Source organism: Mesorhizobium sp. BR1-1-13 (assembly GCF_020165515.1).
GTDB lineage: Bacteria > Pseudomonadota > Alphaproteobacteria > Rhizobiales > Rhizobiaceae > Mesorhizobium.
The window spans coordinates 524,593-546,694 of record NZ_JAIUIH010000001.1 but is presented as its reverse complement, the minus strand read 5'-3'; the positions used below and the strand labels follow the sequence as shown (position 1 = coordinate 546,694).

The 22,102-nt window shown below is 65.5% G+C and carries 22 protein-coding genes; 15 read left to right on the top strand and 7 right to left on the bottom strand.

The window, feature by feature from the left end:
• Positions 1 to 18: 18 nt before the first annotated feature.
• Entirely contained in the window at positions 19 to 645 is a 627-nt protein-coding gene (locus LB533_RS02730) for a DUF1326 domain-containing protein (protein WP_224676577.1), read from the top strand.
• A gap of 34 nt (positions 646 to 679) precedes the next feature.
• Positions 680 to 1,468, top strand: a complete 789-nt coding sequence (locus LB533_RS02725) for a DUF2182 domain-containing protein (protein ID WP_224676576.1) — start codon at positions 680 to 682, stop codon at positions 1,466 to 1,468.
• 31 nt (positions 1,469 to 1,499) lie between these two features.
• Here LB533_RS02725 and holA read toward each other — a convergent pair whose 3' ends face one another.
• A complete protein-coding gene (holA, locus tag LB533_RS02720; protein WP_140639494.1) occupies positions 1,500 to 2,543 on the bottom strand; it encodes a DNA polymerase III subunit delta in 1,044 nt (347 codons plus the stop codon).
• A gap of 415 nt (positions 2,544 to 2,958) precedes the next feature.
• On the opposite strand from holA, the gene LB533_RS02715 reads away from it, so the two are divergent.
• From LB533_RS02715 to lpdA, 4 genes are all read left to right on the top strand, one after another.
• The gene (locus LB533_RS02715) at positions 2,959 to 4,191 is read left to right on the top strand and encodes a 3-methyl-2-oxobutanoate dehydrogenase (2-methylpropanoyl-transferring) subunit alpha (protein WP_140639495.1); all 1,233 of its coding nucleotides are present in this window, start codon (positions 2,959 to 2,961) and stop codon (positions 4,189 to 4,191) included.
• A 3-nt stretch (positions 4,192 to 4,194) separates the two neighbouring features.
• Positions 4,195 to 5,208: an alpha-ketoacid dehydrogenase subunit beta gene (locus LB533_RS02710; RefSeq protein WP_224676575.1), complete on the top strand. Its 1,014-nt coding sequence runs from the start codon at positions 4,195 to 4,197 to the stop codon at positions 5,206 to 5,208.
• Between the two features lie 15 nt (positions 5,209 to 5,223).
• Positions 5,224 to 6,543: a dihydrolipoamide acetyltransferase family protein gene (locus tag LB533_RS02705; protein ID WP_224676574.1), complete on the top strand. Its 1,320-nt coding sequence runs from the start codon at positions 5,224 to 5,226 to the stop codon at positions 6,541 to 6,543.
• A gap of 256 nt (positions 6,544 to 6,799) precedes the next feature.
• Entirely contained in the window at positions 6,800 to 8,197 is a 1,398-nt protein-coding gene (lpdA, locus tag LB533_RS02700; RefSeq protein WP_224676573.1) for a dihydrolipoyl dehydrogenase, read from the top strand.
• 230 nt (positions 8,198 to 8,427) lie between these two features.
• Here lpdA and LB533_RS02695 read toward each other — a convergent pair whose 3' ends face one another.
• Positions 8,428 to 9,348 (bottom strand): hypothetical protein, encoded by a 921-nt coding sequence (locus tag LB533_RS02695; RefSeq protein ID WP_224676572.1) that lies wholly within the window; start codon positions 9,346 to 9,348, stop codon positions 8,428 to 8,430.
• A gap of 69 nt (positions 9,349 to 9,417) precedes the next feature.
• Positions 9,418 to 10,023: a 3-isopropylmalate dehydratase small subunit gene (leuD, locus tag LB533_RS02690; RefSeq protein WP_140639500.1), complete on the bottom strand. Its 606-nt coding sequence runs from the start codon at positions 10,021 to 10,023 to the stop codon at positions 9,418 to 9,420.
• Positions 10,024 to 10,176: 153 nt separating this feature from the next.
• Here leuD and LB533_RS02685 point away from each other — a divergent pair, with 153 nt between their 5' ends.
• From LB533_RS02685 to LB533_RS02670, 4 genes are all read left to right on the top strand, one after another.
• The gene (locus LB533_RS02685; RefSeq protein ID WP_140639501.1) at positions 10,177 to 10,596 is read left to right on the top strand and encodes a GNAT family N-acetyltransferase; all 420 of its coding nucleotides are present in this window, start codon (positions 10,177 to 10,179) and stop codon (positions 10,594 to 10,596) included.
• A 92-nt stretch (positions 10,597 to 10,688) separates the two neighbouring features.
• Positions 10,689 to 11,000 carry an ArsR/SmtB family transcription factor gene (locus LB533_RS02680; RefSeq protein ID WP_224676755.1) on the top strand — a complete coding sequence of 104 codons (312 nt, stop codon included), beginning with the start codon at positions 10,689 to 10,691 and terminating at the stop codon, positions 10,998 to 11,000.
• Positions 11,000 to 11,446: an SRPBCC family protein gene (locus LB533_RS02675; protein ID WP_224676571.1), complete on the top strand. Its 447-nt coding sequence runs from the start codon at positions 11,000 to 11,002 to the stop codon at positions 11,444 to 11,446. The genes LB533_RS02680 and LB533_RS02675 overlap by 1 nt, the downstream gene beginning before the upstream one ends.
• A gap of 40 nt (positions 11,447 to 11,486) precedes the next feature.
• Entirely contained in the window at positions 11,487 to 11,990 is a 504-nt protein-coding gene (locus tag LB533_RS02670; RefSeq protein ID WP_224676570.1) for an SRPBCC domain-containing protein, read from the top strand.
• Between the two features lie 61 nt (positions 11,991 to 12,051).
• Here the strand turns inward: LB533_RS02670 and LB533_RS02665 are convergent, their stop codons facing one another.
• On the bottom strand, positions 12,052 to 13,218 hold the full coding sequence (locus LB533_RS02665; RefSeq protein ID WP_140639505.1) for an NAD(P)/FAD-dependent oxidoreductase: 1,167 nt from the start codon (positions 13,216 to 13,218) through the stop codon (positions 12,052 to 12,054).
• A 213-nt stretch (positions 13,219 to 13,431) separates the two neighbouring features.
• Between LB533_RS02665 and LB533_RS02655 the strand changes: the two genes are divergently transcribed.
• Together LB533_RS02655 and LB533_RS02650 are read left to right on the top strand one after the other, a co-directional pair.
• Positions 13,432 to 14,328 (top strand): HpcH/HpaI aldolase/citrate lyase family protein, encoded by an 897-nt coding sequence (locus LB533_RS02655; RefSeq protein ID WP_140639506.1) that lies wholly within the window; start codon positions 13,432 to 13,434, stop codon positions 14,326 to 14,328.
• 55 nt (positions 14,329 to 14,383) lie between these two features.
• On the top strand, positions 14,384 to 14,590 hold the full coding sequence (locus LB533_RS02650) for a DUF1737 domain-containing protein (protein ID WP_140493464.1): 207 nt from the start codon (positions 14,384 to 14,386) through the stop codon (positions 14,588 to 14,590).
• Positions 14,591 to 14,609: 19 nt separating this feature from the next.
• On the opposite strand, the gene LB533_RS02645 is transcribed toward LB533_RS02650, so the two are convergent.
• A complete protein-coding gene (locus LB533_RS02645) occupies positions 14,610 to 15,032 on the bottom strand; it encodes a metallopeptidase family protein (protein WP_140491980.1) in 423 nt (140 codons plus the stop codon).
• Between the two features lie 255 nt (positions 15,033 to 15,287).
• Here LB533_RS02645 and LB533_RS02640 point away from each other — a divergent pair, with 255 nt between their 5' ends.
• Genes LB533_RS02640 through LB533_RS02630 form a run of 3 tightly spaced genes read left to right on the top strand, consistent with a single transcriptional unit; the run spans position 15,288 to position 21,050 of the window.
• Entirely contained in the window at positions 15,288 to 16,358 is a 1,071-nt protein-coding gene (locus LB533_RS02640; RefSeq protein WP_140639507.1) for an ImuA family protein, read from the top strand.
• A complete protein-coding gene (locus LB533_RS02635; RefSeq protein ID WP_140639508.1) occupies positions 16,300 to 17,775 on the top strand; it encodes a DUF6504 family protein in 1,476 nt (491 codons plus the stop codon). The genes LB533_RS02640 and LB533_RS02635 overlap by 59 nt, the downstream gene beginning before the upstream one ends.
• Entirely contained in the window at positions 17,772 to 21,050 is a 3,279-nt protein-coding gene (locus tag LB533_RS02630) for an error-prone DNA polymerase (RefSeq protein ID WP_224676569.1), read from the top strand. Before LB533_RS02635 ends, LB533_RS02630 begins: the two co-directional genes overlap by 4 nt.
• 69 nt (positions 21,051 to 21,119) lie before the next feature.
• Here LB533_RS02630 and LB533_RS02625 read toward each other — a convergent pair whose 3' ends face one another.
• Both LB533_RS02625 and LB533_RS02620 read right to left on the bottom strand, forming a co-directional pair.
• Positions 21,120 to 21,371: a Trm112 family protein gene (locus tag LB533_RS02625; RefSeq protein WP_140639510.1), complete on the bottom strand. Its 252-nt coding sequence runs from the start codon at positions 21,369 to 21,371 to the stop codon at positions 21,120 to 21,122.
• Positions 21,372 to 21,418: 47 nt separating this feature from the next.
• Positions 21,419 to 22,090: an LON peptidase substrate-binding domain-containing protein gene (locus LB533_RS02620; protein ID WP_224556342.1), complete on the bottom strand. Its 672-nt coding sequence runs from the start codon at positions 22,088 to 22,090 to the stop codon at positions 21,419 to 21,421.
• Positions 22,091 to 22,102 lie beyond the last annotated feature (12 nt).

The window sequence follows — 22,102 nt, the reverse complement described above, 5'->3', positions numbered from 1 at the left end:
CGCAAATGGGAGGTGCAAATGGCAGTCCGTTGGCAATTGTCCGGAAGTTACTTCGAAAACTGTAGCTGCGATGTCGTGTGTCCTTGCCTGCTGTCCACCAACGCGCAGCTGACATCAAGGCCGACGAAAGGTTTTTGTGACGTCGGTCTGGTCTTTCATATCGATGCGGGCAGTTACGGCGACGTTCGGTTGGATGGGCTCAGCGTCGCCATGGTTGCCCACACGCCGGGTCCGATGGCAGACGGCAATTGGACGGCCGCCGCCTATATCGACGAACGGGCCGATGACAGGCAGACAGAGGCGCTAGGCGCCATCTTCACTGGCGTCGCGGGCGGCCCCATGGCGGTGCTGGCACCCATGATCGGCACGAATCTCGGCGCCAAGAAGGTGCCGATAAGCTACCGGATAGACGGCAACAAGCGGTCGGCGGAGATTGCCGGCGTCATGCGGATGGCGGTCGAGCCGCTGCCGACGATGCGCGAGGACGGGCAGATGTGGGCGGCCACCGGCCATCCCGTCAATCCCGACTGGCTCGCCTTGGCGATGGGGGCGGAAGGCAGCACATTCAGCGACTATGGCATGAGTTGGGACAATTCCCGTCGAAACGGACATTACGCACCAATCAATTGGTCTGGCCAGCAGTAGCCGTTGGCCGCAGAGTACGGGACGTACTTCGTCCATGGTGCAGACGTTGCAGCGATACATCATTCTCGCGCTGCTGATCGCTATCGCGGCGGCGGCGTGGACCTTGCTTATCTGGCAGCAGACGGGCATGGACGCGGACATGCGCATGGAAATGTACTCACTCACCATGGGCATGAAGGCGCCGCTGTTTCTTGCCGTCTGGATGATCATGATGATTGCCATGATGTTTCCGACGGCCGCGCCCATGATCCTGACATTTCACCGGGTCCAGGCCGGCAAACGGGGCCGGGGCGAGACCTTTGTCTCGAGCTGGGTGTTCGTGGCCGGGTACATGCTGGTCTGGGGCGTGATGGGCGTTATCGCCTTTGCCGGCGCGGCGGGTGCGGAGATGCTTGCCGGACATGTGGGATTGTCCACGGCGACGGCCGCGCGTATCGGCGGCGCGCTGCTGATGCTTGGGGGCGCCTATCAACTTTCCCCACTGAAGGATCTGTGTCTGGCCAAATGCCGCACGCCGATCGGCTTCATCCTGACCTCATGGCGCGATGGTTACTGGGGCGCGGTTCGCATGGGCCTGGAGCATGGACTTTTCTGCCTGGGCTGCTGCTGGCTTTTGTTTCTCGCCCTCTTTCCTCTCGGGATCATGAACGTTGCGGCAATGGCCGTGGTCACCTTGCTTATATTTGCGGAAAAGACCCTGCCGTCTGGAGATGGGATCGCGAAGCTGTCGGGTATCGCTCTGCTGCTCTACGGCGCTGCGGTGCTGGTCTTTCCACAGGCGCTGCCGACCTTTGAGCCGGTGGGCGCCATGACAATGAATTGACCAACGGAGGCAGGCGCCCGGCGCCAAAGGCCTAACGCTGCGCCAGCCTTGCGCTTTCCACCGCGATGCCGAGCAGCGCCTGCCTTGCCAGCGCCACCGACAGGTCCGGCCTTCGCCGTGTCTGCAGCACGGCGGTCTGCAGCCGGGTCAGCGCGCGGCCGAGCGCCTCGACGCTCCAGCGTTCCAGCGCCTTCTCCACCAGCTTGCGGCGCGAGAAGAAAACCGGCGGGCGCGCCGCCGCCACCACCGACGCGGCATTGCGGCCGCCGGCCTCCATCTGGCCGCGCATTGACTGCATCGCCTGAAACTGCCGCATCGCCGAGGACAGCACCAGGAAGGGCTGGCCGCCTGCCTGGCAATGGCGGGTGAAGGCGGTGTCAAACTCGCCGACCTTGCCTTCGAGAAGCGCGTCGACGGCATCATCGAAGGACGCGCCGGACACGTCGCCGGACATCGCCCTGACGTCGTCGAGGCCGATTTCCTTCTGGCCATGGACATAAAGCAGCAGCTTGTCGATCTCGCCGCGCGAGGCCAGCCGGTCGCCGCCGAGATTGCGGCGCAGCGCCTGTCTTGCCTCCAGCGTCATCGTCGCGCCGATCTTGCGCAGCTCGTCGTCGATGACGGCATCGATGTCCCTGGCCTCGTCGGCATAGCAGGGCAGCGCCATGGCGTTATCTGCCGCTTCGACGACGGCGCGCAGCCCGACGCCCTTCTTCAGATCGCCGGCCTCGATGAGGATGATCGCGTCCCGCACGGGCTCCGCCGTCAGCGCCTTGACGTCGTCGGCAAGCGCCTTCTGGCCGCCGGCATTGCGCACCCACAGCAGGCGCCGGTCGGAAAACATCGGCACGGTGCGCGCCTCGTCGAGCAGGCGGCCCTCGTCGCGCTCGACTTCGGAGCCGTCGAGCCTGACCACCGAGAAGGGGTCGTCGAGCGGCAGGCCGGTCGCGGCCGCAAAAGCCTTGGCGCGCTCCGAGACGAGGCCGCGATCGGGACCATAGAGCAGCACGATCGCCATGCGCGGATCGGGCTTCGCGAGCCAGGAATCCACCTCGTATGCTTTCTTCTGTGCCATCGAGGGTGGTTAGCATGATGTTGGGGCGGAGTGAACGTTTTCCAGTTCAACTCCGAAGGACTGCTTCGAGGGAAGATCGCCCCCCACTCCGTCGCCTTCGCTCGACACCTCGCCCCCGATCGACGGGGGAGAAGAAGGGCGCCAGGTTTGGCGAACCCGCGCTTTTCCTCTCCGAGAACCCAAGTCTTGCCACCCAATTCTCTCATCTGGCGGCAAACCTGCTGCGATCTTGCGCCAAGTTGCGCGCCGCACCGCAACATCGACAAGAAATTTCGCGGACATATCTTCATCCTGGTGCGGGGAGGCTGCATCGGCCGGCGTGGTCGGCGCGATGCGCGGAGGCTTGCCCGACGAATTGGCACTGGTGGGGCGATATGCGAATATCCACATCAGGCAACATTGGAGGACAGAGGTCATGGCCGATGCTGGGATGTTGCGCTTCCATGTTCCGGAGCCCGAGGTACGGCCGGGCGGCACGCCTGATTTCTCCAACGTGACCATCGCCGCTGCCGGCTCGGTGCCGCGCCCCGAAATCGATGTCGATCCGCGCACCATCCGCGACATGGCTTTCTCGATCATCCGCGTGCTGAACCGCAACGGCGAAGCCGTCGGGCCGTGGGCGGGGCTGCTTTCCGACGAGGAACTGCTCGAAGGCCTGCGCCACATGATGACGCTGAGGACCTTCGACGCGCGCATGCAGATGGCGCAGCGGCAGGGCAAGACCTCCTTCTACATGCAGCATCTGGGCGAAGAGGCGGTGAGCTGCGCCTTCCGCAAGGCGCTCGCCCCCGGCGACATGAATTTTCCGACCTATCGGCAGGCCGGGCTGCTCATCGCCGATGGCTACCCGATGGTCACGATGATGAACCAGATCTATTCCAACGAGGCCGACCCGCTGAAAGGCCGGCAGCTGCCGATCATGTACTCCTCGAAGGAACACGGCTTCTTCTCGATCTCGGGCAATCTGGCGACGCAGTATATCCAGGCGGTCGGCTGGGCGATGGCCTCGGCCATCTCGAACGATTCGCGTATCGCGGCGGCCTGGATCGGCGACGGCTCCACCGCGGAATCCGACTTCCATTCGGCGCTGGTGTTCGCCTCCACCTACAAGGCTCCCGTGGTGCTCAACGTCGTCAACAACCAGTGGGCGATCTCGACCTTTCAAGGCATAGCGCGCGGCGGTTCAGGCACTTTCGCGGCTCGGGGCCTCGGCTTCGGCATCCCGGCGCTGCGCGTCGACGGCAACGACTATCTGGCCGTCCACGCCGTGGCGAAATGGGCGGCGGAGCGGGCGCGGCAGAATCTCGGGCCGACTCTGGTCGAATATGTCACCTACCGCGCCGGCGCGCATTCGAGCTCCGACGATCCCTCCGCCTACCGGCCCAAGACCGAATCCGATGCCTGGCCGCTCGGCGACCCGGTGGTTCGGCTGAAGAACCATCTCATCCGGCTCGGCGTCTGGTCGGAGGAGCGGCACAAGCAGGCCGAAGCGGAAATCCTCGACACGGTGATCGCGGCGCAGAAGGAGGCCGAAAGCCACGGCACGCTGCACGCCGGCGGCAAGCCGTCGACGCGCGACATGTTCGAGGGCCTCTATGCCGAGATGCCGCCGCATCTGCGGCGCCAGCGCCAGCAGGCGGGGGTCTGAGCCATGCCGAGGCGGACCATGATCGAGGCCATTCGCGACGCGATGGACGTGTCGATGGGGCGCGACGCCAAAGTCGTCGTGTTCGGCGAGGATGTCGGCTTTTTCGGCGGCGTGTTCCGCTGCACGCAAGGCCTGCAGGCGAAATACGGCAAGAGCCGCTGCTTCGACGCGCCGATCAACGAATCCGGCATCGTAGGCTCGGCCATCGGCATGGCCGCCTACGGGCTGAAGCCCTGCGTGGAAATCCAGTTTGCCGACTACATGTATCCGGCCTACGACCAGCTGACCCAGGAAGCCGCGAGGCTGCGCTACCGCTCCAACGGCGATTTCACCTGCCCTATAGTCGTGCGCATGCCGACCGGCGGCGGCATTTTCGGCGGCCAGACCCACAGCCAAAGCCCGGAAGCGCTGTTCACCCATGTGTCGGGGCTGAAGACCGTCGTGCCCTCGAACCCGCATGACGCCAAGGGGCTGCTGATCGCCGCTATCGAAGATCCCGACCCGGTCATCTTCCTCGAGCCGAAGCGTCTCTACAACGGCCCTTTCGACGGCCATCACGACCGGCCGGTGACGCCGTGGTCGAAGCATGAGCTGGGCGAGGTCGCCGACGGCCACTACACCGTGCCGCTCGGCAAGGCGGCGATCCGCCGGGCCGGCTCCGCCGTCACGGTGCTCGCCTACGGCACCATGGTCTATGTCGCGCAGGCGGCGGTCGAGGAGACCGGTATCGACGCCGAGATCATCGATCTCAGGACGCTGTTGCCGCTCGACCTCGACGCCATCGTGGCGTCGGTGAAGAAGACCGGGCGCTGCGTCGTGGTGCACGAGGCGACGCTGACCTCCGGCTTCGGCGCGGAGCTGGTCGCGCTGGTGCAGGAAAACTGCTTCTACCATCTGGAGGCGCCGGTGGCCCGCGTCGCCGGCTGGGACACGCCCTATCCGCATGCGCAGGAATGGGACTATTTTCCCGGACCGGCCCGCGTCGGCCGTGCGCTCATCGAAACATTGCAAGCATAGATTGGGGAGCCTGAGATGGGCGAACACATCATCAAGCTGCCCGATGTCGGCGAGGGCGTCGCCGAGGCCGAGCTCGTCGAATGGCATGTCAAGGTCGGCGACATCGTGCGCGAGGACATGATGCTTGCCGCCGTGATGACCGACAAGGCGACGGTGGAAATCCCGTCGCCCGTCGATGGCGAGATCCTGTGGCTGGGCGCCGAGATCGGCGACACGGTGGCGATCGGCTCGCCCATCGTGAGGCTGAAGGTGGCCGGGGAGGGCAATGCGACGACGCAAAGCGGCGAGGCCCTGGCTGCCGAACCTCCAGCGAAGTTACCGACCCCGAAGCCCGAGACCGCCGTCCCGCCCGCAAAGCCCCCGCTAAAGGCCGGCGAGCCGGACGTGAAACCCGCTCCGGCAATCTCGAAAAACATCAGACAGCCTTCCGTCTCCGGCGCTCCTCGCCCGGAGGGTGAAAGGCCGCTGGCGTCGCCGGCCGTGCGGCTGCGTGCGAAGGAAGCGGGCATCGACCTCCGGCAGGTCCAGGGAAGCGGCCCGGCCGGCCGCATCGGCCATGAGGACATCGAGGCGTTCCTGGCGCGCGGGCCGCAAATGGCCAAGGCATCCGGCCTCGCCCGCAACGATGCCGTCGAGGACATCAAGGTGGTGGGCTTGCGGCGCAAGATCGCCGAGAAGATGACGCTGGCCAAATCGCGCATCCCGCACATCACCTATGTCGAGGAGATCGACGTCACCGCGCTGGAGGAGTTGCGCGCCGCGCTCAACAAGGAGAAGCGGGCGGCCAAGGGGGCGCAAAGGCCCAAGCTGACGCTGCTGCCGTTCCTGATGCGCGCGATGGTCAGGGCGATCGCGGACCAGCCCAGCCTCAATGCGCTGTTCGACGACGAGGCCGGCATCATCCACCAGCATGGCGGCATCCATATCGGCATCGCCGCGCAGACGCCGTCGGGACTGGTGGTGCCGGTCGTCAAGCACGCCGAAGCGCTGGATATCTGGGAATGTGGCGCCGAGGTCGTCAGGCTGGCCGAGGCGGCCAAGTCGGGAACCGCGACACGCGACGAGCTCTCCGGCTCGACCATCACCATCACCTCGCTCGGCGCGATGGGCGGCGTGGCGACGACTCCGGTCATCAACCACCCGGAAGTGGCGATCATCGGCGTCAACAAGATGATGGTGCGGCCGGTATGGGACGGCACCCAGTTCATCCCGCGCAAGATGATGAACCTGTCGTCGAGCTTCGACCACCGCGTCATCGACGGCTGGGACGCGGCGGTCTTCATCCAGCGCATCAAGACGCTGCTGGAAACGCCGGCGCTGATTTTCGTGGATTGAGGGTGACAAGGTTGATCGCGACGCGTGAGACGGATCGTCGGAAGTCGCCGGGGCCGGTGGGTGGGCTCCCCCTTCTCCCCTTGTGGGAGAAGGTGTCGCCGAAGGCGACGGATGAGGGGTGCTCCAGGGAACGCCAACGCCTCACTCCGCTGGAACACCCCTCATCCGTCTCGGCGCTAACGCGCCGATCCACCTTCCCCCACAAGGGGGGAAGGAAAGGGCGTGTCGTGGCCTTCGCCGAAAGGGAGCAGCTGCCATGAAAGAAATCTCCTGCAAGCTGCTGGTCATTGGCGCCGGGCCGGGCGGCTATATCTCAGCCATCCGCGCCGGGCAGCTCGGCGTCGACACCGTCATCGTCGAGGCTGGCAAGCCGGGCGGCACCTGCCTCAATGTCGGCTGCATTCCCTCCAAGGCGCTGATCCATGCAGCGGAGGAGTTCGAGAAGGTCGCGCAGATGGCGGGCGGCAAGAATCCGCTCGGCATTTCGTTGGCCGCTCCGGCGCTGGATCTGGGCAAGACGGTGGCCTGGAAGGACGGTATCGTTAGCCGGCTGAACAGCGGCGTCGCCGGCCTGTTGAAGAAGTCCGGGGTGAAGACCGTGCACGGCTGGGCGACGTTCCGCGACGGCAAGACGGTCGCGGTCGAGACCGAGACGGGAAGCCAGGTGATCCGCGCCGAAACGGTGGTGATCGCCACCGGCTCGGCGCCGGTCGAGTTGCCGTTCCTGCCGTTCGGCGGGCCGGTGATCTCGTCGACGGAAGCGCTGGCTCTGAAAGAAGTGCCGCAGCGGCTGGCGGTGGTCGGCGGCGGCTATATCGGCCTGGAGCTCGGCACGGCCTTCGCCAAGCTGGGCGCGGCGGTGACCGTGGTAGAGGCCTTGCCGCGCGTGCTGGCGCAGTATGACGCCGAACTGACGCGGCCGGTGGTCAAGCGGCTGGCGGCACTCGGCATCGAAATAATGCCAGGCGCCAAGGCCAAGGGCCTGTCGACGAAAGGCGATGCGCTGCTGGTCGAGACCCCGGATGGCAAGGATGCGAGGATCGCCGTCGACAAGATCCTGGTCACGGTCGGCCGCAAGCCGGTGACGGAAGGGTGGGGGCTCGACCAGATCGACCTCGACATGTCGGGGCGATTCATCCGCATCGACGAGCAGTGCCGCACCTCCATGCGTGGCATCTTTGCCATTGGCGACGTCACCGGCGAGCCGATGCTGGCGCACCGGGCGATGGCGCAAGGCGAGATGGTCGCCGAAATCGTCGCCGGCCATAAGCGGAGCTGGGACAAGCGGGCTATCCCCGCTGTCTGCTTCACCGATCCGGAGCTGGTCACCGTCGGCCTGTCGCCCGAAGAGGCCAAGGCGCTCGGCGGCGAAATCAAGATCGGGATGTTTCCCTTCGCCGCCAATGGCCGCGCGATGACCAGGCTTGGCGAGGATGGCTTTGTCCGCGTCGTCGCCCGCGCGGACAATCATCTGGTGCTGGGCATCCAGGCGGTCGGCCAAAGCGTGTCGGAACTGTCGACGGCCTTCGGCCTGGCGCTCGAAATGGGCGCGCGGCTGGAGGACATCGCCGGCACCATCCATGCCCATCCGACACAGGGCGAAGGCTTCCAGGAAGCGGCCCTGAAGGCGCTGGGACACGCGCTGCATATTTAGAAGAGGATGGAGCCACCCTTTTCTTCGTCATCCTAGGGCGGAGCTGAAGCGAAGCGGAAGCGCAGACCCTAGGATCCATGCCGTTCCTTCCGAGAGCGACTACGGTGCGGAATAGTCTTCTACCCTGCCAAAAGGACCCTTCTGACCGCTACGCGCCTCGGCTGAGGTCACGGCATGGATCCTCGGGTCAAGCCTGAGGATGACGAAGGCGAGCTGGCGACCTGAGAGAGTTAATTCGCCGCGCTCATCGCCTTGTCGAGCGCTTGCTTCACGTCGGCCGGCCAGTCCTTTGCCGGCGGCCATGCATCCGGCTGGCCGTTCTCGCCGCGGCGAGCGAAATAGAGCTTGTGCTGGCCCGGGTCGACCGCCATGAAGCCGTCATTGCCGCCGCAATCGTGCGGCACGCAGCCGCTGGCGTAGAAGGCGCCGGACGCGGTCTTTTCAGTGCCGCCGCCGACCAGCAGGCTGGTCGCCATGTCGGGCATGTCCTTGCCGAGCAGCGCCTCGGCCGCCTTGTAGACGGCCTCATTGTGGAAGGCATCGATGATGTTGTCGTATTTCGACGGATCAATGTCCTTCCAGTCGGTGCCGGGTTCGGGCATGTAGGTCAAATTGCCGGAGATCGTCAGCCCCGATGTCGGCGACCACTGCAATGCCGGTTTCGAATCGCCGGGCAGGAGATAAGGCACGAAATAGATGGCGCTGTCGGAGACGGCCGTGGGCGGCGCGCCGCACTCGTCCTGCTCTACGGTGGTGCTCTGGATCTCCGCGCCTTCCGGTTTCCAGACGATCACTGTCGCCGGCCCGCACTGATTGCCGCCGTCGCCGACGTCGAACAGCGCCACCTTGACGCCGCCGACCTCGACGATCTTGTCGAAGAAGACGTCGTAATTGCTGGCCAGCTGCTTGCCGTCATAGGCAAGCACCTTCTCGCCATACTGTTCCTGCTGGGTGATGGTGAACTGGCCGCCCTCGAACGGCACCGGCGCCTGTTTGTCGTCGTCGGAAACGTCGGCGGCTCCCTGATCCGTGGCCGGCGTCTCGCTTGCCGCCGGTGGCTGCGCTGGCGTCTCGGCCTGCGCATGCGCGCCGGCCATCGTCGCCACGGTCATGGCCAGGGCGCAGGCGCTGGCAAGAAGCGGGCGTGTCATGACTGTTCCTCCTTCAGCCGCCGCAAACCCGGCCAGCGGCGGCCGGGCCGATGTCGTCAGCCGCGCCACTCAGGCCCAGGGGCGCAGCTCGGCGTTCTTCTTCTCGAACGAAGCGATGGCGCCGGCCTTCTCCATGGTCAGGCCGATATCGTCGAGGCCGTTCAGCAGGCAATGGCGCTTGAAGTCATCGAGGTCGAACTTGACCACGCCGCCGTCGGGCCCGCGAATCTCCTTGGCCTCGAGGTCGATCGACAAAGTGGCGTTGGAGCCGCGCGAAGCGTCGTCCATCAGCTTGTCGAGATCCTCGGGGCTGACGGTTATGGGCAGCACGCCGTTCTTGAAGCAGTTGTTGTAGAAGATGTCGGCGAAAGAGGTCGAGATGACACAGCGTATGCCGAAATCGAGCAGCGCCCACGGCGCGTGCTCGCGCGAGGAGCCGCAGCCGAAATTGTCGCCGGCGACAAGGATCTGCGCCTTGCGGTAGGCCGGCTTGTTGAGCACGAAATCCGGATTCTCCGAACCGTCGTCCCTGTAGCGCATCTCGGCGAACAGGCCGCTGCCGAGCCCGGTGCGCTTGATCGTCTTGAGATAATCCTTGGGGATGATCATGTCGGTGTCGACATTGACGATCGGCATGGGCGCGGCGACGCCGGTGAGCTTGGTGAATTTTTCCATGGTCTTTGCCCGTCTTCCTGGCATTGCGGGGGATTGCTGGCGCCCGGTTTACACAAAGCCGGCGACAAATAAAAGGCAGGTGTTCGCGCGCGTCGGCACGGGTGTCGCACAAACGGCTTCGAATTCGCGGCCCGATGGTGCAGTCTGGCTGTGATGGCTGAAAAAATCCTCTATGCCCGCGAACCCGCGCTCGACGTCGCCGAATTCCGCCGCGTGCTGGTGGACTCCGGCCTTGGCGAGATCCGTCCCGTCGATGATGCCGACAGGCTGCGGGCGATGCTGTCGGGCGCCAATCTGGTGCTGACCGCGCGGCTGGACATCGAAGGCAAGCCGCTGGTCGGCGTCATCAGGGCCGTGACGGACTTCTCCTGGGTCTGCTACATCTCCGATCTCGCCGTTTCCGGATCGGCGCAGGGGCTCGGCATCGGCAAGGGACTGATGGACGAGGCGCGGCGGCAGCTCGGCCCGTCCGTCGCCATCAGCCTGGTTTCCGTGCCCGACGCCGTCGGCTTCTACGAACGCATCGGCATGATGCGCATGGCCGACGCCTTCTGGTTCTCCCGCACGCGCTGACATTTTTTCCCCTGTGGCCGGATCCAGCAGCCGTTGGCATGACATGTCGCGCTTGACATGCAACCAAATGGTTGCATATTAAAGCCATGAGCATGGACGCCGTCTTTCGCGCTTTGGCCGACCCGACCCGCCGGCAATTGCTGGACAGCCTCCATGCCAGGAACGGGCAGACGCTGAACGGGCTGTGCGCTGAGATGGATATGACGCGCCAGGCGGTGACCAAGCACCTGGCGATCCTAGAGGAGGCAAACCTCGTCACCACCATCCGCAAGGGGCGCGAGAAGGAGCACTACCTCAACCCGGTTCCGATCAACGAGATCGCCGAGCGCTGGATCGGCAAATTCGAGCGGGGGCGGCTCTCCGCCCTCAGCGATCTGAAGAGACGCCTCGAAAGGGAAGACTGATGAGCAATGCCTTCGTTTATGTGACCTACATCCGCACCACGCCCGAGACGCTTTGGGAAGCGCTGACCGATCCGGAATTTCACGAGCAATATTTTCTCGGCGCCCGCATGCAGAGCGACTGGAGAAAGGGCTCGGCGTGGAAGATGGTCTATGCCGACGGCCGAGTGACCGATAGCGGCGAGATTCTTGAGATCGATCCGCCAAGGCGCCTGGTGATCAAATGGCGCAATGAGTTCATGCCGGACGTGAAGGCCGATGGCTACACCACCTGCACCTTCGTCATCGAGCAGGAGGGCGACATGATGAAGCTAGCCGTCACCCACGCGGCCGACGGCCCGCACAAGCTGCTGGAGCATGTCGGCAAGGGCTGGCCGCTCGTCCTGTCGAGCCTGAAAAGCCTGCTCGAAACCGGGCGGGGCCTATCGCGGCCGGCGTCGAAAGGCTGAAAAATTGTTTCCGAGCCGAAATAATCCTCCGGAGGCATCGATGTTGCTTGCCCCAATGCCAACGTCAGCCGTGCAGAGCATGACCAATGGCGAGACCGTGATGGCCCAGGCCGAGATCGGCGCGCCGGCCGAGCGCGTTTTCCGCGCGCTGATCACCGACGAGGTCGAACAATGGTGGGGATCCGCCGACACCTGTCGGATGGTAAAATGGTCGGCAGACCTTCGCGCCGGCGGCCGATGGACTGTCACGGTCCGTGGAGCCGACGGCAGCGAGCTGCCGGCCAACGGGGAATTCCTCGATATCGAGGTGCCGCGCCGGATCGTGCAGACAAGGGCCTATGCCTGGGATCATCCGACGCTTGGCCGCCGGCAAACGACGGTCGCCTGGCTGCTGGAACCAACCGCCGCGGGCACGCGCCTCACCATCTGCCATGGCGGCTTTGCCGGACTGAGCGAAGCGGCAGCCGAACATGCCGAGGGCTGGGGACGCGTGCTGAGCTGGCTACAGGCGTATTTGGGTGCGGGAAGCCGAGTGGCGGGTTAGCCGACTGGTGGCGGTGCAGACCCCCCTTGATGTCAGCGTCAAAGAGGACCCTAAACTCGCCTCAAATCACATTCAATTCGCGGAACGCCCGCCCCTCGGCCACGCGTTCGTAGCCAAAGGGCGAGCAATCGACCGTGCGGTAGCCGCCATGGACGATCAGCTCGGCCAGCGCCTTGCCGACGGCGGGCGCCTGCTGCAGGCCGTGGCCGGAAAAGCCGTTGGCGAAGAGGAAATTGCCGACTTCGGGATGCGGGCCGATCACCGCGTTCTGGTCGAGCGTGTTGTAGTCGTAATGACCGGCCCAGGCGCGCGTCGGCTTGATTGCCTCGAAGGCCGGGATGCGGGTCGCCAGCACCGGCCAGATCACCTCTTCGAACAGCGGCCAGTCGACGTCGAAATCGGCGGCATCGGCCGGGCCGTCGCCCTCTTCCGGCTCGGCGCCGCCGGTGAGATAGACCGAGCCTTCCGGCCTGACATAGATGCCGGAGGGATCGACCAGCAGCGGCATGTCGGAATATTTCTCACGCGCCTCGAAGACGAACACGTTGCGCTTGCGCGGCTCGACCGGCAGCGCCAGCCCGGCGAGTGCGGCGACCTTACCGGCATTCGGCCCTGCGGCATTGATGAGGATGCCCGCCTCGAGCCGTTCGCCATTGTCGAGGCTGACGCCGGTAACGCGGGCACCCTGCCGCTCGATGCCGGTGACCGAAGCGTTGATGAAGTCGATCTTCTTCTCCCGCAACGCCTTGCGGAACAGCGTCAGCATGGCATGCGCGTCGAACCAGCCCTCGCCGCTGCGGCCATAGGCGCCGGCGGTGATGCCCTCGGCCGACAGCCAAGGGAAACGGCGCACGAGCTGTTCGGCGTCCTCCAGCAAAATGTCGGCGCCTTCGGCAAGCTGTGCCTCGTGGTTGGCCCTGAGGATCGGCAGCCCGGCCTCGCCGGCGAGAATAAGATAGCCGCCCTCGCGAAAACCGATGTCGGCGTCGGCGCCGAATTCTTCCTTCAGCCGACGGAACAGTTTCAGCGTGAATTGCGACAGGCGGATGTTTTCCGGAATCGAGAATTGCTGGCGGATCGAGGCCATGGATAGCGTCGTCGCCGCATGGGAAAATTGCGGGTCGCGCTCGACCAGCGCGATCCTGCCGGAAAAGCCCTCCTCGCGCAGATAATAGGCGATCGAGGAGCCGACGATGGCTCCGCCGATGATGACAATGTCGTAGCGCACTTTTTTCTCCGATCGCTGCCGGCGTCCTTACGCGACCGGCAAAACAATCTCGAAGCGCGTGCCGCGCTCGGAGTCAACCGGCCTGATCGTGCCATCCTGCGCTTTCAGGAGGGCCAGCACGATGCCGAGCCCCATGTCGGTAGCGCCGGTAGAGCGCCGCGCGATGCCGCCTGCTCCCTTGCCTCAACCCGCGGCAGGCGGCATAGATTTGGCATGACGACCGATCCCTACCGCCCGCGCCGCTCGGTGCTCTATGTCCCCGCCTCGAACGACAAGGCGCTGGCCAAGATGGCGCAGCTTGTCTGCGACACCGTCATCATCGACCTGGAGGATGCCGTCGCCCCGGCCGACAAGGCCGTGGCGCGCGAAAGACTGGCCGGCATCTTCAGCAGTCGTCCTGATACCAACCATAGTGGCCGGCGCTGCGAGATGGTGGTGCGCATCAATGCGCTCTCGAGTGAATGGGGTGGCGCCGACCTGCTGGCGGCGGCCAAGGCGGAGCCGGACGGCATCCTGCTGGCCAAGGTCGACACGCCCCGCGACGTGCTCGAGGCCGGTGACGTGCTCGACGACAATTCCGTTCCCGACAGCGTGAAACTATGGGCGATGATCGAGACACCCAAGGCCGTGCTCAATGTCGGCGCCATCGCCGAACTTGGCCGCGATCCTGCCTCACGGCTTGATTGTTTCGTTGCCGGAACGAATGACCTGACCAAGGACACCGGCATTCTGGCGACGCCGGACCGGCGTTATCTCCTGCCGTGGCTGATGCAGATGGTGCTGGCGGCGCGTGCCGGCGACCTCGATATCGTCGACGGGGTCTTCAACGATTTTCGCGCGCTCGATGCTTTCAGCCGCGAATGCACGGAAGCGGCCGCCATGGGCTTCGACGGCAAGACGCTCATCCATCCCGCCCAGATCGAGGCGGCGAACCGCGCCTTTGCGCCATCGGCGGAGGCGGTGGCCAAGGCCCGCGCAGTGAAGCAGGCCTTTGCGCTTCCGGAAAACACCGGCAAGAACGTGATTGCGCTGGAGGGAAGGATGGTCGAACGGCTGCACCTTGCGCAGGCCGAAAAACTGCTGGCGAAGACGGCGGCCGTCGGCGCATGATGTGCCGTGTTGGATTGCCGATCGCGGGCGATGGACTGACGACAGGAATTGAATGATGAAACTCTACCGCTTTCTCACCGCTCCGGACGACGCCAGCTTCTGTCACAAGGTGACGGCGGCGCTGAACAAGGGCTGGCACCTGTTCGGCTCGCCCACCTACGCCTACGACAAGAAGACCAAGACCATGCGCTGCGGCCAGGCCGTGGTGAAGGATGTCGAGGGCCAGGAATACGGGCCGGACACCAAGCTCAGCGACTGGTAGGCGAAAGCGCTGAAGGGGCCTACTCGGCTGCCTCTTCGATCTTCTCCATATCGTCGTCCGACAGGCCAAAATGGTGGCCGATCTCGTGGATGAGCACATGGGTGACGATGTCGCCCAAGGTCTCCTCGTTCTCGGCCCAGTAGTCGAGGATGGCGCGGCGGTAGAGCGTGATGCGGTTCGGGCCTTCGCCGGTCTGCGGGTTCCAGCGCTCGGCAATGCCGCGTCCCTCGAACAGGCCGAGCAGGTCGAAGGGGGTTTCCAGCGACAGGTCGTCCATGATCTCGTCGGTGGGGAATTCGGCGATCTGGATGACGATCTCGCCGGTCAGCTTGCGAAAATCCTCGGGCAGATGGGCGTAGGCCTCTAGCGCCAGGAACTCTATCTCGTCCATCGACGGCGAAAGCTGGTCGTGCCAAATGCGGGTCTTGTAGATGCGGGCCATGCTTTGTCCTTTGATCCCGGCATATAGGCTTTCGCGCCACAATCGGCAAATGACGCGGCGGCCAACCCCGGGGAATTGCTTACGGCGCCGGGGAGCCGTTTCGCATGGCTTGCGGCGCTGACCGGCTTTGCCGACTCGCGTTGAACCTTCTTATTGAAGAGGAATAAATTCCCCATGAGTCTGCTTGACTCTTCGGGTCGCCTCTGGAATCAATAGGAACATAACAGGAACAATTGTGAGTGGAAGCTGACCGTCATGGCGATGACCGCCGTGGCGCGGGAGACTGTTTTTGCCCTGCGCCGCCAGATCTCGAAAATCGAGGGAACGCTGCCCGAGCGCCTGCAGGCGCCGGCCGGCGCGGCTTCCGGCGCCGGCATGGCCGACGCGGACCGCACCGTGGTCCGGCGCGGCATCGCCGTGGCCAGGCCGGATGCTTTCCTGCGCACCGGCATCGGCCGTCTCGATGCCGCCCTCGGTGGCGATTGGGGCGGCAATTTGGGCGGCGGCCTGCCGAAAGCGGCCTTGAGCGAAATCCATGGCGTCGAGACCCGCGATGCCGGCGCCGTCGCCGGCTTCGCCCTGTCGCTCGCCAGCCTGATCCTCAAGCCCAGCCTGATCCTCAAGCAAGGGCCGCGATCGCCGGTGCTGTGGATCGGCACCCAGGAGGTTTTTCGCGAGGCGGGCTTTCCCTATGCCCGGGGCCTCCACGCCGCCTTCGGCATCGAGCCGGAGCAATTGCTGTTTTCCGAGGCGCCACGGCTCGCCGATGCGCTGTGGGTCGCCGAGGAGGCGGCCCGCATGACGGCGCTCGCCGCCGTCATCCTTGAAGTCCGCGGCAATCCGCAGCGGCTGGACCTGACCGCGACGCGCCGGCTGCACGCCCGCGCGCAGAGCGCCGGCCGACCGGTCTTCCTGCTGCGGCAGGCGGCCGAACCCGAACCGACGGCGGCGCCCGTCCGCCTCATCGTCTCGGCGGCGCCGGCAGGGCCGCGCGACACGGTGGCCGGGCCGCTTGCCGGCTCGATCGGCCGCCCCGCCTTCACCATCAGCATCGGCAAGAGCCGCACGGCCCTGCCAGGACAATTCATATTGGAGTGGAACCCCGATGAACGCATATTCGATGAAAGAAGGATTGGGGAAAGAAGGGCCGGGGAAGAACGAGCAAAGAATCCTGTCCCTGTGGTTTCCCTATCTCGCGGCCGAACGGATCCTGCGGCAGCGCCTGGGGCGGTCCTGGCGTTCCCGGCCGTCGGATCACCGGCCGCTGGTGATCAGCCATCGCGACAGCAACGCGCAGCGCATCTTAGCCCTCGACGAGCGGGCTGAGGCGCTGCATCTGAAGCCCGGCATGGGCATCGCCGATGCGCGCGCCATGCATCCGTCGATCGACATAATGGAGGCCGATGCCGAAGCCGACCGGCGCCTGCTCGAAGGCCTTGCCGACTGGTGCGACCGCTATACCCCGCTGGTGGCGCTCGACGGGACCGACGGCCTGTTCCTCGACGTCACCGGCTGCACCCATCTTTTCGGCGGCGAACGCACCATGCTGGACGAGATCCTGTCGCGCTTCTTCCATCAGGGCTTCGACGTCCGCGCCGGGCTTGCCGCGACGCCCGGCGCCGCCTGGGCGGCGGCGCGGTTCTGCGGCGACCGCATCGTTGCCGGCGGCGAGGAGGAAGCGCTTCTGGCGCCCTTGCCGTTGGCGGCGCTGCGTATCGCGCCGGAAACCCGCGCCAGCCTGGAAAGCGTGGGCCTGCGCACGGCGGGCGCGGTCCTGGCCGCGCCGCGCGCGCCGCTCGCCCGCCGCTTCGGCGCCTCCCTGCTCTTGCGCCTCGACCAGGCGCTCGGCCGTCTCGACGAAGCGGTGTCGCCGCGCCTGCCCGTCGCGCCGCTTTCGGTCGAACGCCATTTGGCCGAGCCCGTCACGCTGACAGAGGACATAGAACGGCTGGTGGGCATGCTGGCGACGACCCTGAAGATCGACCTCGAGCGGCGCGGCGAAGGCGCGAGAAGCCTGGCGCTGCTCTTGTTCCGCGTCGACGGCGCCGTCAGCCGCATCGCGCTCGGCACGTCGCGGCCGATGCGCGAACCCCGGCTGATCCAGAAATTGTTCCATGAGCGGCTGGCCGCCCTCGAGCAGCATATCGATGCCGGCTATGGCTTCGACCTGGTGCGGCTCTCGGTGCTGGCGGCGGCGGCCTTCGACATGCCGCAGGCCGACCTGACAGGCGAAACGACCGACGACGGCGCCGATATCGCGCTGTTCGCCGACCGCATCCGCGCCCGGCTCGGCGAGGGAGCGGTTCTCAAGCCGGTCGCCGTGGAAAGCCATCTGCCCGAGCGTGCCGTCGTCACCATCCCCTTCACGGAAACCCCGCGCCGCACCACGCCGCCGAAGAAACCGGACAGGATTGAGGCGCCGATGACCATCTTCCCGCCGGAGCGGCCGATCCGGCTTTTCCGCTCGCCCGAGCCGATCGAGGTGCCGGCCACCGAAATGCCCGAGGGACCGCCGCTGAATTTCCGCTGGCGGCGCGCGCTCTACCGGGTCACCCGGGCAGAAGGGCCCGAACGCATCGCGCCGGAATGGTGGCGTGAATTTTCGAGCGACGAGGCGGCGTCGACACGTGACTATTTCCGCATCGAGGATGCCGACGGCCGCCGCTACTGGCTCTACCGGCAAGGTCTCTATGGCGGCTCTGAAATCCCGCCGCGCTGGTTCCTGCACGGGGTCTTCGCATGAACGCGCTGACCGCCATTCCCTATGCGGAATTCGGCATCCAGTCGAATTTCTCCTTCCTGCGCGGCGCCTCCAAGCCGGAAGAGCTGGTGGTCGCGGCCAAGCTCATGGGGTTCTCCGCGATCGGGCTCGCCGACCGCAACACGGTGGCGGGCGTGGTGCGCGCCTGGCAGCAGGCCAAGGTCGAGACGTTTGCCTACCACCCCGGCTGCCGGCTGGTTTTCTGCGACGGCACGCCTGATATTCTCGCCTATCCGCAGAACCGCAAGGGCTGGGGGCATCTGTGCCGCATGCTCACGCAAGCCAATCTGCGCGAGGAGACCGAAAAGGGCGCGACCCTTTTGAGGCGCAGCGACCTTCTGGAATGGGGCGATCTGATGTCGCTGGCGGTCCTGCCCGACCTGACGACGGGGGCCGAGGGCACACTGGCCCTGCTTGGCGAGCTCAAGCACCGTTTCGGCGAAAGCCTGCGGCTTGGCGTTTCGCCCGACTATGCGGGAAACGACCGCTTCAGGATCGAGCAGGCGGCGGCGCTGGCCGAGAGTGCCGGCCTGCCCTTGATGGCGACCAACGACGTTCTCTACCACACGGCCGAACGCCGCCCGCTGCAGGACGTGCTGACCGCGATCCGCCTCAACATTCCCGTTTCGGAGGTCGGGCTGGAACTCACGGCGAATGCCGAACGTCATCTGAAGCCGCCGCTGGAGATGGCGCGCCTGTTCCGCAGGCATCCCGACGCGCTGGCCGAGACGCTGCGCTTCGCGCAGGAATTGACCTTCTCGCTCAGCGACCTTCAGTACAATTACCCCGACGAGCCGACGCAATCGGGCCTCGGCCCGCAGGCGGAGCTGGAAAGGCTGGCACGGGAGGGGGCGGCCAGGCGCTATCCCTCGGGCGTGCCGCAATCGGTGACGAAGCGCATCGAGGAAGAGCTCGCCCTCATCGAGCGCCTGAACTATGCCCGTTATTTCCTGACCGTCCACGACATCGTCACATTCGCCCGCAGCCAGGACATTCTCTGCCAGGGACGCGGTTCGGCCGCCAATTCAGTCGTCTGCTTCTGCATCGGCATCACCGAGGTCGGGCCGGATCGGATCGATACGCTGTTCGAACGCTTCATTTCCGAGGAGAGAAACGAGCCGCCCGACATCGACGTCGATTTCGAGCATGAAAAGCGCGAGACGGTCATCCAATATATCTACGAGAAATACAGCTCCAAGCGCACCGCGCTGGCCGCCGCCGTCATCAGCTATCGCGGCCGCTCGGCGCTGCGCGAAGTGTCGAAGGCGATGGGCCTGTCCGAGGATGTCAGGGCATCGCTCTCCGGCTCGATCTGGGGCTGGTCGACCTCGGAGCTTGGCGAGAAGGAAGCCCGGGCCGGCGGCCTCGACCGCGCCGATCCCATATCGCGACATGTGATGGAGCGCGCCAACGAGATCATGGGCTTTCCCCGTCACCTCTCCCAGCATGTCGGCGGCTTCGTTATCACCCGCGACCGGCTCGACGAGATCGTCCCCATCGTCAAGACGGCGATGGAGGAACGCAAGATGGTCGAATGGGACAAGGACGATCTCGACGCGGTCAAGATCCTCAAGGTCGACGTTCTGGCACTCGGCATGCTGACCTGCCTGAAGCGCGCCTTCACTCTGCTGACTGAGCATTATCCGCAGGCGCGAGACCCTTACGGGCAGCCCTATGTCCTTGCCACCCTGCCGGAAGAGGACGAGCAGGTCTATAAGATGATCGGCCGCGCCGACACGATCGGCGTCTTCCAGATCGAATCGCGCGCGCAGATGTCGATGCTGCCGCGTCTCAAACCAAAAAAATTCTATGACCTCGTCATCGAGGTGGCGATCGTGCGGCCCGGTCCGATCCAGGGTGACATGGTCCACCCCTATCTGCGCCGCCGGCAAGGCAAGGAGCAGCCCGAGTATCAGAAACCGGAGCTGGAGGCGATCCTCCGCAAGACGCTGGGCGTTCCTCTGTTCCAGGAACAGGCGATGAACATCGCCATCGTGGCCGGTGGCTTCAAGCCGGGCGAGGCCGACGAGTTGCGCCGCGCCATGGCAACCTTCAAGCGCACCGGCACGATCGGCAATTACCGCCGGCGCATGATCGACGGCATGGTCGGCAAGGGCTACACCCGGGACTTCGCCGAGCGCTGCTTCAAGCAGATCGAGGGTTTTGGCGAATATGGCTTTCCCGAAAGCCATGCCGCCTCCTTCGCGCTGCTGGTCTATGCCTCCTGCTGGTTCAAGACCTTCTATCCCGACGTGTTCTGCGCCGCGATCCTGAATTCACAGCCCATGGGGTTTTACCAACCGGCCCAGCTTGTTCGTGATGCGCGCGACCATGGCGTCGACATCCGCGAGGTCGACGTCAATTTCTCGGTCTGGGACTGCACGCTGGAGCAGGCGGCTTTCGACCCGGCCCGCATCCTGCCGCGCCATGCCGAAATGCGCGGCGTCATCGCGACGCAGCACGCGGTGCGGCTCGGCTTCAGGCAGATCAAGGGACTTTCCAAGGAGCGCATGGACGCCTTCGTCGAGCGGCGCGGTTCAGGCTACGCATCCGTCCGGGATGTCTGGCTGCGCTCCGGCCTCGATGTCGCCGAGATCGAAAGACTGGCGCAGGCCGATGCCTTCCGCTCGCTCGGCCTCGACCGCCGCGCCGCACTTTGGGCGGTGCGCGCCCTCGACGGCAAGAGTGCCGCCGAAAAGCTGCCGCTTTTCGACCAGCCGGCGCTGCGGCTACGCGAGCTGGAGCCGGAGACGAAGCTGCCGAAAATGCCGCTCGGCGAGCATGTCATCCACGATTATCGCTCGCTCGGCCTCTCCTTGAAGGCGCACCCGGTCGCCTTCCTGCGCGAGCGGCTCGACCGGGCCGGGGTCACGCCCAATGCCAGGCTGGGCTCCGTACGCGACGGACGGCGCGTCTCGGTCGCCGGGCTCGTTCTGGTGCGGCAGCGCCCCGGCAAGGGCAATGCGGTCTTCCTGACGCTGGAGGATGACGAGGCGGTCGCCAACGTCATCTTCTGGGAGCGGACCTTCGACCGCTTCCGGCCCATCGTCATGGGCGCGCGCTTCGTCAAGGTCACCGGCAAATTGCAGTCGGAATCGGATGTCGTCCACATCGTCGCCGAGAAGATCGAGGATTTGACGCCCTGGCTGACGGTGTTGCTGGAGGAAGTGACGCCCGACGCGGCTGCGCGACGGGACATCGCGACGTTGTCGGGAAAGGCGGAAGAGGTCATGCCGAAGGGGCGGAATTTTCAATGATGCTCAGGAGCGTCGCGGGACAGCGCCGTAGAACGCAGACCTTAAGAACCGCCTCACTCAGCCACAACGTCACGTCGAATTGCCCGGCCCGCCCAGCCGGGGCGGCGACAGCACGTCTTCCGCCGGGATGCTCCGCGCCTCCGAAGGCAGCATGATCGGGATGCCGTCGCGCACGGGATAGGCGAGCTTGGCGACCCGCGAGATCAGTTCGCCGCGCTCGGGATCCCAGGCCAGCGGCCCCTTGGTCAGCGGGCAAGCCAGCAGCTCCAGCATCCTGGGGTCGACATTCGTGTTCTTGCCGTCCCGTCCGTCCGTCGCCATGGTGCCCTCTCCATCTGCAGGCCGGCATCACCCGATATCGACGCATCTTACTGCAGGCTCGAGCCAAAATCCTCGTTCTCGCGCGCCAGCGCCATTTCGGTGATGGCGATCAGCGTTTCGGCGCGGGTTTTCAGATCGGCCGCTTCGAGCAGCGCCTGCTTCTCGGCCGGTCCATAGGGCGCCATCATCGACAGCGCGTTGACCAGCATGGCGTTTTCGGCACGGCTGACGCTTTCCCAGTCGGCCTCCAGGTCGTTGGCCTGCAGATAGGAGCGGAACGCCCGCAGCAGCGCCGGCCGGTCGACCTCGGCGGCCGCCTGGTCGTCGTCGAGATCGGCGAGAAAGGGGGCGATCTTGCCTTGGCGGAACGGCGTCTTGACCGTCAGCTCATGGGTGACACGGAACCGGCACACGCCCTGCAGCGAGATCAGATAGCGGCCGTCGCCGGTCTCGGAAAGCGCTATGATGCGGCCGGCGCAGCCGACATTGCACAGTTCCGGCTCGCCATCGTCGCGCAAGGCGCCGTCGAGGCTGGGCTGGATGACGCCGATGAGACGGGAGCCGGCGATCGCCTCGTCGACCATCTGCAGGTAGCGCGGCTCGAAAATGTTGAGCGGCATGCGGCCGCCCGGCAGCAGAAGCGCGCCCTCGAGCGGAAAGACCGGAATGGTCGACGGCAGGTCCTTGCCGAGCCGGTAGTGAGCGTTTCCCGCTTGCACCTCGTTCCTCCG